General features: G+C 39.4%; 12 protein-coding genes. 1 reads left to right on the top strand and 11 read right to left on the bottom strand.

The annotated features are described in order from the left end of the window. Positions 1-3 precede the first annotated feature (3 nt). Together CAL6303_RS08580 and CAL6303_RS08575 are read right to left on the bottom strand one after the other, a co-directional pair. Positions 4-1,287, bottom strand: a complete 1,284-nt coding sequence (locus CAL6303_RS08580) for a GTPase family protein (RefSeq protein ID WP_015197450.1) — start codon at positions 1,285-1,287, stop codon at positions 4-6. Between the two features lie 151 nt (positions 1,288-1,438). Next, on the bottom strand, positions 1,439-2,809 hold the full coding sequence (locus CAL6303_RS08575) for an ATP-binding protein (RefSeq protein ID WP_015197449.1): 1,371 nt from the start codon (positions 2,807-2,809) through the stop codon (positions 1,439-1,441). A gap of 292 nt (positions 2,810-3,101) precedes the next feature. Here CAL6303_RS08575 and CAL6303_RS08570 point away from each other — a divergent pair, with 292 nt between their 5' ends. After that, on the top strand, positions 3,102-3,419 hold the full coding sequence (locus tag CAL6303_RS08570) for a DUF3155 domain-containing protein (RefSeq protein WP_015197448.1): 318 nt from the start codon (positions 3,102-3,104) through the stop codon (positions 3,417-3,419). 1,078 nt (positions 3,420-4,497) lie between these two features. Here CAL6303_RS08570 and CAL6303_RS08565 read toward each other — a convergent pair. The 9 genes from CAL6303_RS08565 to CAL6303_RS08525 all read right to left on the bottom strand — a co-directional run bounded on the left by CAL6303_RS08565 (position 4,498) and on the right by CAL6303_RS08525 (position 13,341). After that, positions 4,498-5,034, bottom strand: coding sequence for a cofactor assembly of complex C subunit B (locus CAL6303_RS08565; RefSeq protein WP_015197447.1), 537 nt, complete (start codon positions 5,032-5,034; stop codon positions 4,498-4,500). Positions 5,035-5,099: 65 nt separating this feature from the next. Further along, complete coding sequence (locus tag CAL6303_RS08560) at positions 5,100-5,462, bottom strand: PadR family transcriptional regulator (RefSeq protein ID WP_015197446.1); 363 nt, start codon at positions 5,460-5,462, stop codon at positions 5,100-5,102. A 799-nt stretch (positions 5,463-6,261) separates the two neighbouring features. After that, a complete protein-coding gene (purT, locus tag CAL6303_RS08555; RefSeq protein ID WP_015197445.1) occupies positions 6,262-7,425 on the bottom strand; it encodes a formate-dependent phosphoribosylglycinamide formyltransferase in 1,164 nt (387 codons plus the stop codon). Between the two features lie 22 nt (positions 7,426-7,447). After that, positions 7,448-7,945: a pentapeptide repeat-containing protein gene (locus tag CAL6303_RS08550; RefSeq protein WP_015197444.1), complete on the bottom strand. Its 498-nt coding sequence runs from the start codon at positions 7,943-7,945 to the stop codon at positions 7,448-7,450. A gap of 297 nt (positions 7,946-8,242) precedes the next feature. Continuing rightward, on the bottom strand, positions 8,243-9,214 hold the full coding sequence (locus CAL6303_RS08545; RefSeq protein WP_015197443.1) for a nucleoside hydrolase: 972 nt from the start codon (positions 9,212-9,214) through the stop codon (positions 8,243-8,245). A 58-nt stretch (positions 9,215-9,272) separates the two neighbouring features. Next, complete coding sequence (locus CAL6303_RS08540; protein ID WP_015197442.1) at positions 9,273-9,485, bottom strand: hypothetical protein; 213 nt, start codon at positions 9,483-9,485, stop codon at positions 9,273-9,275. A gap of 194 nt (positions 9,486-9,679) precedes the next feature. Then, complete coding sequence (locus tag CAL6303_RS08535) at positions 9,680-11,857, bottom strand: tetratricopeptide repeat protein (protein WP_015197441.1); 2,178 nt, start codon at positions 11,855-11,857, stop codon at positions 9,680-9,682. 446 nt (positions 11,858-12,303) lie between these two features. Further along, entirely contained in the window at positions 12,304-12,483 is a 180-nt protein-coding gene (gene psb34, locus CAL6303_RS08530; RefSeq protein ID WP_015197440.1) for a photosystem II assembly protein Psb34, read from the bottom strand. Positions 12,484-12,714: 231 nt separating this feature from the next. Then, positions 12,715-13,341: a Uma2 family endonuclease gene (locus CAL6303_RS08525; protein WP_015197439.1), complete on the bottom strand. Its 627-nt coding sequence runs from the start codon at positions 13,339-13,341 to the stop codon at positions 12,715-12,717. Positions 13,342-13,896 lie beyond the last annotated feature (555 nt).

Below are 13,896 nucleotides of genomic sequence, written 5' to 3'. Positions count from 1 at the left end.
CACTCAAATTCCTATAAACCGTTCCTGTGCATCCTTAAAAGCTTCTTGCATCACAGCTTGGATTTTCTCGGAATCAGGTTTTTTACCCCCCATTAAATCGCCGAAATAAACACAGGCAGTTTCACCTAGTGACCAAGTATAGGCTGCTGCCCAGTAGGAAGCTATCACACTACCAAAACCAGGTATAAATTTTACTAGTTCCCTGGCGATCGCTCTTGCTAGGAAACCCCCAGCGATGGTACTAACAATTCCCCCCGCTTGCGATCGCGTTAATGTTTGACCATATAATTTACCTAGGACTCCCACCATCGAAACCTGTAAAGCTGTCAGAACTGGCATTGTAGCCAGAGGTAGGGGTAAAGCAGCGGTACTGGCTGCCATAATTGAGAACGCTAAAATATAGCGTCGTCCGACATCTCGGTAAAGATTTCCAATTTCTTGTGTAGTAGTGTCATCTAACAGTTGATTGATCGCTTTAGCTTCAGCAGTAGGCAATAGATCAGCCAAGCGATCGCGTAATGCTTCTAAGCCATAAAATACAGGATCATAGCCATCTTCTTCCAAGGTAAAATCAATCAGGACAGATTGATCATAAAGTCCGGCAAAAGTCTCTTTAATTACGTCAAAAGCGCGATTTACCTCTGCAAAATCTGGTGGGTAACTGGGATGATTTTCGATACTTCCAGGGTAAACCTCGTGGCAGCAAGTTACAGCTAGTAAACAGGGAATTTCTGGGTATTTTTGCCGTAATTCCTGAGTAATTTTTCGTAAAGTATCAGTGGCAAAATCGTTAATTTTCACCGTCACAATTAACACCCTTGCCCGTCGGGTTTCCTGTTCTAAATCTGTGATTAATTCTTGAATAATGGAATTTGTGTCTTGATTAACATCTCCCAAGCCCACAGTATCTGTAAATACCAACAAAGGTAAATCATTAGCTGGGTATGTATAGCGCTCAGTATGTTGAGTGTGGGGACGATAACCTTGACCAATAATTTCAGCGGATGTACCCGTAATTCCCCTCACAATCGAGCTTTTTCCAGCTTGGGGCTTACCAATTAATAAGGCTTCGGTGGTTGGTAATTCGCTACGGACTTTCTCTAAAATCTCAGCAATTTTTCCATCGCTGACACTAAACCAGGCGACAATTTTATGTGCCAATTGTTCTACAGGTAAGAATTTGGTGGCATTTGCCGTGGTACTGTTCCAGAAACTAATAATGGAATTTTTTTTGCCTTCACTCACCAAGTCTTTATCTGGCTGAGAATCGTCCGATTTTTGTCCCATCGTCTCAAACCTGTAGATGTATCATTTCCAATCAAGATTTTAACCGAATTGGTGTAACTGCCTATCCATCTGTGGATGCAATCAGTTATCACAGTCTTAAATTCTCGAATTTGGCTCAGGTTTCCAGATGCTAGCTGTTTACTGATAACTGTCAACTGATTATTTCCCTTACCCAAATAATAAAAGTCGTCCCTACTGTTTTGCTAGATTTGATTGTGGAATTAAATGCAGGACTAAACACTTCCAAATTGCCCTGCATTTGCTCTAGAAGCTGCTTGGCAATGGCTAAACCTAATCCAGTCCCAGGAATCTGAGTTGCTGCCTGTACACCGCGATAGTGGCGTTCTCCAAGATGCTTTATATCTTGTTGGGGGATACCTGGACCATTATCACTAATAGCGATACCTTGAAAACCTGGTTTTTCTAATCCTGTTTGTACTAAGACTTTGCCCCCGTTAGGAGTATATTTTAAGCTGTTATCGAGGATGTTGCTGATAACTTCCCGTAATGACTTGTGGTTTATCCGCACTAGGGGTAATTTGAGGGGAAATTCTGTAATTAATTCTAAGTTTCGTTCCTGCGCGATCGCATACGCCGAATCAAGTAGCGGCTGCAATACTTCCATCAAATCACAGTCGGTTTCTATTTCATCAGAACCGGGTAACAAGAGTTTTGGCTTTAGAGGTTGTACCGATGCTTCCACCACAACCTCTGTTTGCGAGCGAAGTAAGGGGATTAAATCCTCACCCGTTAAATCAATTGCCTCATCAAATTTCTGCAACAATTCCTGTAAGCGATCGCTTTCTCTGACAATCGACGTTGCTACTTCCCGGTTTGCTTCACCCGCACGCAACCGCTTCAACAGCAATTTCCCAAAAGTTCGTAGAGCAGTTAGAGGATTGCGAAACTGGTGTAACAAATTATCTAACAAATCCAGCTGCTTTTCCTGGAAAATTTGTTGTTGGTGTAATTGCTGCTGTAACCAAGTCCGTTGTCGATCCAAAATACAAGCAATGGCTAAAGTTTGAGCAATCCTCTCAATTTCCCTTTGCTCTTGCTCATTCCAAGCTCTATCATCCCTTGCTGTCACCAACACACCCACAACTCTATCTTCGTTCAACAGAGGCAGAACAATTTGCTTTCCTATCGATAAATATTCTTCCTGTGACATTGGAGAACTTGTTTCTGGCACTAGGACTAAATCTTCACCCGAAGTCAACAAACGTTGATGTAAGTGTGGTAGCGCAAGTTTATTTTGGGCTGCAAATCTTAAGCCTTTGACACTAATATCAGCCGTTATCGTTCCAAGCTGAGGAAAGTCAGAAGATTTCAGTTTTCCTTGACTCGATTCTGGTGTTTCTGGATAAACTAGCACAGGAATTAGCTTTGCCTCATCTGCCTGTGTCTCCATCAGTTCCTGTGTCAAATAAACAATGCTCAAAGAAGCCCCTAGCCCTTGAGCTAGTAGCGCCATTTGCTCTCGACACAGAGCGACAAACTCCGAACTGGCAGATATTAACATTTTTTCACTTAGTTAAGCTGAAAATTACCGACCCAAAATCAAATCAGAAAAGAATTATTTTTGTTCCATTTTACAAATGTTAACCAAAACTTTTAAATTCTGCTTTCTTCCAAGGTATTATAGCTTTCACAGCTTTTGATCGATCTGGTTGAAAGGGTAATGGCAAATCTGTATCAAAAGTTTAAAAACAGTTGCTTTTTTTAACCAGAACTTTTATAATTACGACGGATTTTGTAGCTATAACTACAATCTACGGCTTGAAAGAGATAGCTTGAAAGGGGAGGATTTTGGCTTGGCAAGGAGACGCAAGCGGAAGAGTCGCCGTCGTCAGGAAGGGCGACGCATCCTGGAACATGTACCTCAGTACAGCATCGAAAGTGGTGAAGAGAAGCCAGTAACAGCAGCAAGAAAATTTATTCAATCCGAAGGAATTTTGCCACCTGCCTTGTTACTTGTCAAACGCAACGAACATACCACTGACCGCTACTTCTGGGCAGAGAAAGGACTTTTCGGTGCTCAGTATGTGGAGGAGAACCATTTCCTCTTTCCCAGTTTAAGAACCTTGGAGCCTCCTTCAGGGCAAGAATTATTGGCTTTAGCAGGTCGATAAATCTTCATTTAAGGTCATTTTGGGGTGTGGGTGAGCGCAACCCTTGAGAATTATTTACTGGCAAAAAAGCTACTTTTATTCAAAAATTTATTTTTTTTTAATTTTGCAGCCACTTTGCCAGTGAGGATATTTCAAAAACATCAAAAAAATCCACTCGTGAAAAGGTAATGCCGCTTTTCATGAGTAGATTGTTATGTATTGATATAAAAATCTCTGGCAGGGAGTTAATGAGTAACCAATAATGAGTTAGAAAACCCCCTCTATCTGGTGGTGGGGCAGTTCACAAGCCTAAGTTTTCAACGACAACCAAGAAAAAGTCTAAAAAAATTGGAATTCATCAGACCTTGCGGTATGCGCGAAACTCAGAGTCTGGAGATTCTGATAATGTCTAGCGCAATCTTTCGGGGGCAACAGCCTCCGAAGATGTTTTTTCATGAATTCGTATATTTTGTAGATATAATTAATGTCCAAATTGACATGCTTAGTTAGCTGGACTTACCCAAGGACAAGGTAAACACAGTCATTGCAACGTAAGGTAGAAGCAGAGAGGCTTCTCGCAGAGTAGCAATCTCAAACACCTGATTTCCCGTAACGAGTGCGTAAGTCCTAGTTTAGGTTTGGACTTGGTTAGCTTTGGCTAAGTTTTATAGAACGGTTTAAATCAGTGAACAATGAACAGCTATCAAGGCGTATGGTGGGGTATTTAAACCCAATGATAAACACATTACTCTTGACTGATAACTGATAACTGGTAACTGATAACAGATTAAATAGCCTTGAAGTGATTTGTGAAAATAATTTTATAGAAATAATCTCACCAATTATGGGGATAAACAAGAGTTTTCCCCTCGATTATTGTGGTGGTTCTAATCAAAAACTGCTGTAAGCTTCGACCAAGTAGCACAAGTAAGTCAGCAGTTCTGATGATTCAGATATTACTACTGGCATACTATACTACTCCCTGGCTTTAGTCTTTTAATGCCCTATGGCAACTGCTTGAACTTTAGCATAACACTTGAAAAACTCGCCCTAGAAGGCGATGCACTGAGCCTGTCGATGTGACAAGGCTTGTGTACCATTAATTTTGGTCAAGCTTCAAGCTTAATGAACTTTGCAATTGAGCTAACTCGTCTCGATGAGCAACAACAGTTATTCGGCTTAGGGGGTTGCTATTCTCCTCTTTGGTTGGTTTTACTAAGAGCGATACCTTCTCAAGCCTTCCAGCTTTTTTCCAGTAGAAAATACCACTTAATGGGGATAGAAGCACAATTGCAGCAAGGGCAATACTTAAATTGGGAAAAAGTTGTAAGACTACCAATGTGAGGCAAAGTAAGCCCGTAGCAGCTAACAGTGTTAGGAACACAGCTAGAAAAACGCTAGGTCGAACAAACCCTTCAAAGGTTACTTCGTTTCGCTGGGAGTCTACCGCTGCCACTCGATAACCCCGGTGTTGAAAATATTCCTTTAACCCAGACATGAAAGTGGCTTCATCTTGCTGTGATACCAGTTGTGCTGTTTCTATACGGTCTTTAGTAGAGGCGCGGATAAAGAATAGTAACCCTACCAACATCAATAGTGTCAGCAGCAACGTGGATGGCAGAATAGCAGTATCCATACTATTTTTTGTTTTTACTGGAGCAACTTGTTCACTACTAATTATTGGTTAAATTGTCCTCCAGTTCATATATCCTTGTCATAATTTATTCTCCGCTTGATATATCCCTGCCACAAAATAGCTAGCTCTTGAGAACGATCTTGCCATTCAGGAGTGACTTGGTACATTCGCCGAGGACGACCTCGCCCTTCGAGTTTTCTCCAATAACCAGTGATGGCTTTCTCGTCTTCAAGAAAGTTAATAGCACTGTAAAGCACTGTATCCGAGAGCCGATAGGTTGGATATTCGTTTTCTAGCTTTTGAATTAACTCAGTACCGTAAGATTCTCCTTGTAGTAAAACAGACAAGATATAGCAGACTGCTAACTCTTGACAGAGATAAGTTGGCGGAGGATTGTCAAAGAATTTATGTATATCCTCAAGTTTCATAGTTTGTGAATAGCTAAGAGAAATGCCCGATGGCTAGACTTGTGTTTCAAGTAGTCAGTATATAGTGTTACACCACTAAGTGTAAGTATATAACATTACTCAGGCAGAATTGCCAAACAGTAAATATTATACAAGCACCTACGCTGACGATTCGTAGATACAGGATGTTTTTCTCAAAGATGCTGAGTTTTACAGCTTTCTCCGAATTTGCATCTGGTGTGGTGAGGAGCAATTTGTAACAACAAGGGTTATTACATTGGTGTCCAGTGATGCCGTGAGAATTAGATCTGGTTAAGCATAAAATGCTGCCCAAGATATTTTAAAGGTAAAGTGTGATTTTTTTTGTAAAACTTAACAATCACTCTCTTTAACTGTGATTACCGAAGCAATTATTGAGTAAAAGATACCTACTTAGGGGGTTGCCAACAAAGCAATTATACGCATGGTGAAAAACGTAAATTTACTGTGACTATGAAAATGAGCAAGTATTAATTATTTTTGCGGAAGTCGTAATTATTTAATTTTCTCGATGATCAGAAAAACTCATAAAATATTCATTTGTGGCATTTATCGATTGCAACTTTCAGGACTTACGCAATCGTCAGGGAAAAACAAGGCTTTGAGCTTACTTTTCTGGGATTAGCAGAAGATTCGGACTTAGTTTATATCTGGATGAGATAATCGGTAGTGGTTGTATAATCCGGAATTTAGGATCATACAAAAAACTATATTTTGAGAGTGTCATATCTTACAAGGTTAATGATATCAAGTATATCTTGTATACGTTGTATATTTTAATTCAGGAGTTAATAATGGAGACTTTATTAGCCGCTGTTATGGCTTTTTCTCTAGCGATGGTGACATTTTGAGCTTTAGCTAGGGCGACACCCATACGTCGGTAAGGATGGGAACTAGGTTTGCCAAATAAACGAATATCAACGTCGGTTTCTGCTAGCGCTTCGGCAATACCACTAAAGCTAACTGAGTCGGATTTTGATGAGGCTAAGATTACCGCACTGGCAGATGGTGCAAATAGTTCAATTTTGGGAATTGGTAATCCTAAAACTGCCCGCAGATGCAATTCAAATTCGTTCAGGTTTTGGGAAATGAGTGTCACCATTCCTGTGTCGTGGGGACGGGGTGAAAGTTCGGAAAATATGACTTCATCTTTGGTAATAAAGAATTCTACGCCAAATATACCTGCACCGCCTAAAGCATCGGTGACTTTTTTGGCGATTTCTTGGGATGCAAGGATTTTTTCATCGCTGATAGCTGCGGGCTGCCAAGATTCTTGGTAGTCTCCGCGTTCTTGACGATGACCAATTGGGCTACAGTAGATTGTGGGAGCGTTCCATTGTTTAATGGTGAGAAGGGTAATCTCAATTTCAAAATTGATAAACTCCTCGACAATTACCCTTTGACTGTCACCTCTAGAATTAGCGATCGCATAATTCCAAGCAGCCTCTATTTCTCGTTGATTGGCTACCACCGACTGTCCTTTTCCAGAAGATGACATCACGGGTTTTACCACGTTAGGGAAGCCAATTTGCTCGCTAGCTGTGACTAATTCCTCCAAGGTAGCTGCGTAGCCATATTTAGCAGTTCTGACTCCTAGCTGTGTATGGGCTAGTTCTCGAATGCGATCGCGGTTCATTGTATAGTTGGTGGCGGCAGCAGTGGGAATCACAGTTATTCCCCTTTGCTCAAATTCTGCCAGTTTTTCGGTTCTAATTGCCTCGATCTCTGGGATAATATAATCAGGCTGATGCTTATTTACTACAGTTTCTAAGTCATCTGCACTCAGCATCGAAATTACTTCAAAAGCGTCAGCTACCTGCATTGCTGGAGCGTTTTCATAGCGATCAACTGCAATTACATAGTTACCATAGCGTTGTGCCGCAATCACAAATTCTTTACCGAGTTCGCCTGCACCCAGTAACATTAGCTTTTTCGGTAAATTCATTTTTTATTACTCCCTAATTCACCTAGATATCATCTGCCAAATTGTCAAAGATTCCGCCACTGTTTTGTAAATCTTTACGTTGGACATCGCTTAAACCACTGGTGTTGGTGAAATTGCATCCCTTAACTAAAGCGCCTTGCCAAATTGTTTCATTTAATGTGGCTCCAGATAAATTAGTATTTTGTAAATTTGCGTTAGTCAAATTAGCAAAAATCAAATCGGCATTCACCAAGCTGGTATTCTCTAAGTTAGCTCCTGTTAAGTTACCACGAATAAAATTAGCTTCATCTAAAACTAAGTTAGATAAATCAGCATCCACTAAATTGGGAAATTTGACAAATTGGGGATTTTGTAAATATCGCATCACACAAACTATATTTGTTTGATTACATGACATTTTTGTCAGAAAAGTATAGCGAGCTATGCCGTATTTTTTTAATATTTCTAATCGTTTTAATTGGTTTTGTTCCAGAAAATTAATTGCTGTTTGATGTAAGATTTGAGTCGAATTATTATACATAGTAATACCAGTTTTAAAAGACAATGCGACAGATAGATATTTGTAGAGACCTAGCAGTGCTAAGTCTCTACAGTTGAGGATGTTACAATCATTATTTGAATTGATATAATTATTGATATGCCAAAATTATTCGGAATCAGAAATTGATCTAAAAAATATGTTTTAGAGATTTAGTTTTAGGAGAATAGAGGATTAATATTTTGTTGAGAAAGTGTAAATTGTAGATAGTCTTATTTTCTGGTATAAAAATGCTAACCTAAAGCAAAATTGTTTAGTATTTTGGGTGTGAAGATATTTTCACAAATGCTTTAAATCTTCGATAAAACAAGCCAATAAGTTATAATTATCAACCTCCAAAGCTACCCAAGAGTTTGATTGAGATTTCGGAAAATGTCGGTGATCCAAAAAAGTTTGACCTTTGGTTAATTTTCCATTTAGCTCAATTTCTACATTTCCTCTTTGTAACAATAAAGTTTCAGGGTAAAAAAGATAGGCAATTGTTGCAGCATCATGAATTAAGAATCCATTTTTGCCTTCAGTTTGACGATAAACAAGTGATGTTTTTGTCATGAATTCTGTCAAAGCCATCACAAATTTAGATATTGAATGATTTTGTTGTTCTTTAGTTAGTTCTACAGCCATTTCTGGAGTAAAAATTAACTTATTGGTGATGTCCAATGGCAAAACAACTATATCGGTACGACTTTGGAAAACAATTTCCGCAGCTTCGGGATTAAAGCCAATATTAAATTCAGCATTCGCTGTCACATTTCCGGGGACTTGAAATGCACCCCCCATGATGATGATTTCTTTAGCTAATTTGAGGATACCAGGGCATTTTTCCTCAGCAGCAGCCAAGTTTGTCAAAGGCGCGATCGCTATTATGGTAATCTGCCCAGGGGAAGCGGAAAGTTGCTCAATAATCACCTCATCTGCTGCCGGTGCAATCTCAAAATTGTGCTGTGATTTCGGTAAGGTTCCCGATAAACCTCCCATACCATCGTTTCCGTGGATATAGGCAGCATCACCTATTTCTAATTGTTGACAAATTACCCCTTTTCCCAAGGGAATCGATGATTCTAAACCCAGTAATCCCATAACTTGACTCGCACAAGCAAAGGTTACTTCTGCTTCCACATTACCTTGGGCTGTAGTGATTGCGACTATTTCCGCTAAGTTTTGCCTAACTAGGCTTTGTAGCCATAGTAAAGCAAAAATATCATCCCCACCTGGATCTGTATCAAGGATAATTTTGGGTTTTTTGTTCATTGCTTGATTAGGTGGGGTATATGGAAGACGGGAAAACTATTCCCTTTTTTTGATGAATTTAATGATAATGCAAATTATCTAACAAAGTTTGTAACGTTTGATATCCCCATTTCAGTGACATCAAACCGCAAATACCCGCTAATAGCAAACAGCCGCCAATACCCTGAATTAAAGTTAACTCATATCCAAAGTAATAAGTTGTACTCCAATATATAGCAGCAATAACTAAGCCAATTATTGCCCCGGCGCTAAAGCGTTTTATGGATGACATAATTTTGTATACCTCTAAATAAAAAATATATAACTTAAGCTACGTTGACTTTTAAACCCATCTGTTTGTCTTGATTGGGTTCTACTGGAAATTGGTACCCTGCTTCCTTTTGATTAACTCCAATTCTCGACTTGCATAAAGTTTAAATATGCTCACATCCCAATTATACAAAATTTTGTAAAGATACAGATGTCTCATGAAAGTTTTGGAAGGATTTCTGGCAGTAATTGTCCTGGAATCTTTGAGAGAGCGAGATTTTGTCCTTGAATTCCCATTTCATTATGGAAAGCACGGATGACTTTAATAATATTTGTCACTGTATTTTGATAGGCTTCGGGTTGTCGAATCATTCCATTCAAAGCTTGAATGTGGTTATCTAAAGCCGCTTCGATGTTTTCGCGGCGCTCATTTTTATCACCATCATAATGGACATCGTGAACAAGTTGATACTGAGCTAATCCCAGGTTGTTGTGGGTGGCAAAAATATCAAAACTCAAAGCCATTCCTGTGAAAGCGTGGGCTAAATCAAGGGCTTCTTTATAAGCAGCAATGCAAAGTTGGAGATATTTAGGACGTTCTTCTTTGGGAATTTGGGGTTGGTTTGCTAAGTGCCAATAAGCCGTTGCTAGGTTGTTTTGGGTTGCAGAACGAGCTACGGGTAAATTATTTACTGTGCGGTACTTTAGGGCTTCGCTGTAGGCATAAATAGCAGCATTGAGATGTTCCATTGGCTGTTCATACTGTGCCAAATTCCAGTAAGCAGTACCAATATTATTTTGAATCATTCCATATTTGAGGGCTTCCTGCTGCGGGTTGTAGTATATCAACGCTTGGTTGTAAGATGCGATCGCTTGTTTCAAATGAACCACTGGTTGACTATATTGACCTAAATGCCAGTACGCTGTCCCTAGATTATTCTGGAATGCTGCGTATTTCAGCGGTTCATCAATGGAACGATACTTTAATGCCTCATTATAAGCAGAAACAGCAGCTTCCCAATTCTCCGCAGGGTTAGCGAATTTTGCTAAATCACCATAAGCTGTTCCCAAATTATTTTGGATTCGCACATAAATATCTGTGTGTGTTTCCGGAGAAATTAGGTTTAATGCCAAATGATAAAACTCAATTCCTTGCTGAATATATGACTGTCCTTCCTCAGAATTTGACGGTGTTCGATATAACATCCAATACAGCGTACCCAAATCATTTAAAATGTCTGGAACACGAGGAGATGTTTCATCATGATTTACTGACTCTTGATAGGCAATAATTGCCACCATCAGGTTTTCTAAAGTCGAATCTCCCCGCTCAATTCTCTGTCGGTATAGATTACCAAGTAGTTGATAACCTAATGCTATTTCTTCATCCGGTGCTTGACGTACATGTAGCGCTTCGATTTCCGCTAAAATCTTGTGTGGAGAATTAGTCTCATGATCATTGGCAGTAGTTGTATTAGTTGTTGCCACCACTAATTCGATTAACTCTTTAACAATATGTGATGTTGGTGCTGGTATTGCTTCAAGGGTGACAACCCCAGAAGATTTTTCTTCGTGGGCTAATTCTACCGCCAGTAATTCAGACTTTAAATGAGCAGGTTCTGGTTTTTTGGGTTGGTGTCGCGTGACTTCTTTCTCTTTTGGAAATTCAAAATCATCATTGGCAAGATTGGCAAGCGCATGATCTAGAATTGATTTCTCAAAGTTTTCTAAATCTAAATCTTGTTGACGAGATAAATCTTCTGGAATAGTCTTTTCTGGAGCGATGGGAGTTGGTTCCCCAGCAAAAACAAACATGCCTGTACGATAACGCCAAAATTGGGGTGCTGATTGCTGAATTGCTGACAACCAAGGGCGTGGAACCCATAATAATAAACTTGATTCTAAAAATCGATTCGATTCTAGGGTTGATGCATATTGCTCAATCAACCGCAAGTAATTTAAAAATAATCTTTGTGTAGCTACAGGTTGACGAGTTAACTGCTCAATTCCCACCAATTGAAATGCCGGAAGGGGTAAAGTCCTACCCGGTGTATCCTGAGTTTCCCCCACAATTGGCGGTGGATAATTCATTAACCACTGATTCATCTGGGCAATCGGGTTAGGATCATTGAGATTTAGGCGGAGCGTCACCAACTTGGGATAAGCTTGTGTACTTGCTTCACGCCAACTCGCGGGTTGATTTAATACCTGTCCAACCGGATAAGCTAAGGTTGAATGTAAACGAGCCGCAATCTTATTTCTGAAGTTTAAATCATCGCATACAGCCACAAATATTTGTCGCCGCAATCCGAGGCTCAAAGCGGTTTTGAGACGGAGATATACTTGTTTGTTCCAAGTAGAATTTTCGGGGTGTATAGTTTCATTCACGCTCATGGCTGCAAGCAGGGGACAGGAGAAAACAGGGTTAATAAGTAGCAGGTAAGATAGTTTTTATTTAAACAATTTTATTTTCTTGAAGGTGAGTTGAATAAATAACCACAAGGGCTTCTTATTAAGATCTCTTTCCATCAAGACTAGCAGTGATAGCAAGAAAATTTTGATCAAGTTATCAGATTCGCATCTGTGGAGATCTTTTTCTTCCCCGCATAAGTACGCAGTCGTGGTAAATATTTTTGTCTACCTACTTATGACAATTACTTTCATCCAATTACATCTTTGTTCAGGATAATTTTCTATATACATCCAGTAGTGAGCAAGAAATATCACCTAGTTGTATAGTATTATTACTTATAAGATTTAACCACCAAAAAAAATAGGCTCCAATAAAATGAGGAGCCGTGAAAAGAATGAAGACTAATTTTTTTAAAAAATGTTTATTTTTAACCAATGCTCGATACAGCATAGGCAATAGCAATTAAAGCACCCACTAAGACAGAAGTACCAACACTCATGAACATCAAGTTACGCTTTTGTTCTACAGTGCGAGCTTCTGAGTGATAAACCTTTGGTTCGCGGGCAAAGTTGTTTAATAAACCGTTTTCTTCATTGATATAAGGCATAGTTTATTTTCTCTTGAAAACTCTTTTGCTAAATGTTACATATGTGGTGTGTGTACTCTTACAATTGGATATAAATCGTTACATCTTTTTGAAGTTTCCTAAAAAATGTAAAGTTATTTGACAGTTTGCTAGGGAGGATTCATTTACTTAAATCACCTGTCAATGGTAGCTAGTCATTGAAAGCGATCGCTTACTCAGTTCAAGCAAGGAAAAACCGTAGATGCTTCTAGCTTATGACAACGCTGAGTCAAAAATCTGTTGGGCAGTCAAATTCAAATTGGGAAACAACAGTGATTTAATCGGGCTATTTCCCCGATAGGGAGTCATCTGATATTCACCTTCAATTAATTCGCACACAAAAATAGTTGGTTGTTTGGGGTTGCCGATGAATTTTCGCCCACCAAAAGCTTCAAAATCCAAGATCCAATATTCAGGAATGCCAGCTTTCTCATAGTCGGCAAACTTATGATAATAATCATCTTGCCAATTAGTGCTAACAACTTCAATCACTAAGGGCATTGATTCAGCTTGACATAAAATTGGTCTATTACCCCATAGCGGTTCATTTTTAACATTGCTGTAATCTTGAATTAAGATATCAGGATTGTATAATGAATCATTTTCTGGAGTTTTAATAAAGGCTCTATTTGGCATTCGATATTGAGAACCTATTTGTGATAAGAGAGTAGCAAAAAATACAGTTAAAAATCCAATCACGGCTTCATGCTTTCCGCTTGGTGAAGGCATTTCAAAGATTATTCCTTTGTGTAGTTCATAATGGTTAATGGAATTTTCAGGATACCATTCAATGAATTCATCGATAGTGTAGAGTTGGATTTCGGGGAGACTTTGAGTCATCTGGATAATTCTCAAAAATATGAACTCTTAGCAAGGATTAAATTCTGACTCGATTGATATTGATATTTATATATACATCAATATCATAAGGCACGCCTACCAGAAGGTAGCTTTCGGTGCGATACCGGTATCGCGGGGAGCATCCCACTTTTGCATCTCATTGCGTTCGCTCTTAGCGTTCGCTCTTAGCGTGCGCGATAGCGCTTACGCAACGAAGTGGAGCGCGGCAATCCCATTGACTCGTTAATATTGAAGATTGCGGGATTGCTTCGTCGTTCCTCCTCGCAATGACAATATTATTCTTTTTATGCGAAATAAAAACTGGGATGCTCCCGTATCGCGCTTCTTCCGTTAGCTGGGTGTAGGCAGACTAAAAATATCAATTGGAGATTTCCGAAACCCGGTTTTTTCATCACTCAGTATGATGATTTTTGATTGGACGACGAAAACCGGGTTTCCCTCGAAGACGAGAAGTCGTGAACAACCTGAGTTTTCGGTGAGATGAGACTATGAGGTTGCTGCGGATTGATTTGTCTGCACAGGAAACCAGGTTTC

The sequence above is a fragment of the Calothrix sp. PCC 6303 genome (assembly GCF_000317435.1).
GTDB lineage: Bacteria > Cyanobacteriota > Cyanobacteriia > Cyanobacteriales > Nostocaceae > PCC-6303.
Note: the sequence above shows the minus strand (reverse complement) of the source record. Positions and strands in the feature narration are given on the sequence as shown.

Coding starts and splice junctions, on each gene's coding strand:
- CAL6303_RS08580 (WP_015197450.1), bottom strand. CDS start 1,287: ATGGGACAAAAATCGGACGATTCTCAGCCAGATAAAGACTTGGTGAGT.
- CAL6303_RS08575 (WP_015197449.1), bottom strand. CDS start 2,809: ATGTTAATATCTGCCAGTTCGGAGTTTGTCGCTCTGTGTCGAGAGCAA.
- CAL6303_RS08565 (WP_015197447.1), bottom strand. CDS start 5,034: ATGGATACTGCTATTCTGCCATCCACGTTGCTGCTGACACTATTGATG.
- CAL6303_RS08560 (WP_015197446.1), bottom strand. CDS start 5,462: ATGAAACTTGAGGATATACATAAATTCTTTGACAATCCTCCGCCAACT.
- purT (WP_015197445.1), bottom strand. CDS start 7,425: ATGAATTTACCGAAAAAGCTAATGTTACTGGGTGCAGGCGAACTCGGT.
- CAL6303_RS08550 (WP_015197444.1), bottom strand. CDS start 7,945: ATGTATAATAATTCGACTCAAATCTTACATCAAACAGCAATTAATTTT.
- CAL6303_RS08545 (WP_015197443.1), bottom strand. CDS start 9,214: ATGAACAAAAAACCCAAAATTATCCTTGATACAGATCCAGGTGGGGAT.
- CAL6303_RS08540 (WP_015197442.1), bottom strand. CDS start 9,485: ATGTCATCCATAAAACGCTTTAGCGCCGGGGCAATAATTGGCTTAGTT.
- CAL6303_RS08535 (WP_015197441.1), bottom strand. CDS start 11,857: ATGAGCGTGAATGAAACTATACACCCCGAAAATTCTACTTGGAACAAA.
- psb34 (WP_015197440.1), bottom strand. CDS start 12,483: ATGCCTTATATCAATGAAGAAAACGGTTTATTAAACAACTTTGCCCGC.
- CAL6303_RS08525 (WP_015197439.1), bottom strand. CDS start 13,341: ATGACTCAAAGTCTCCCCGAAATCCAACTCTACACTATCGATGAATTC.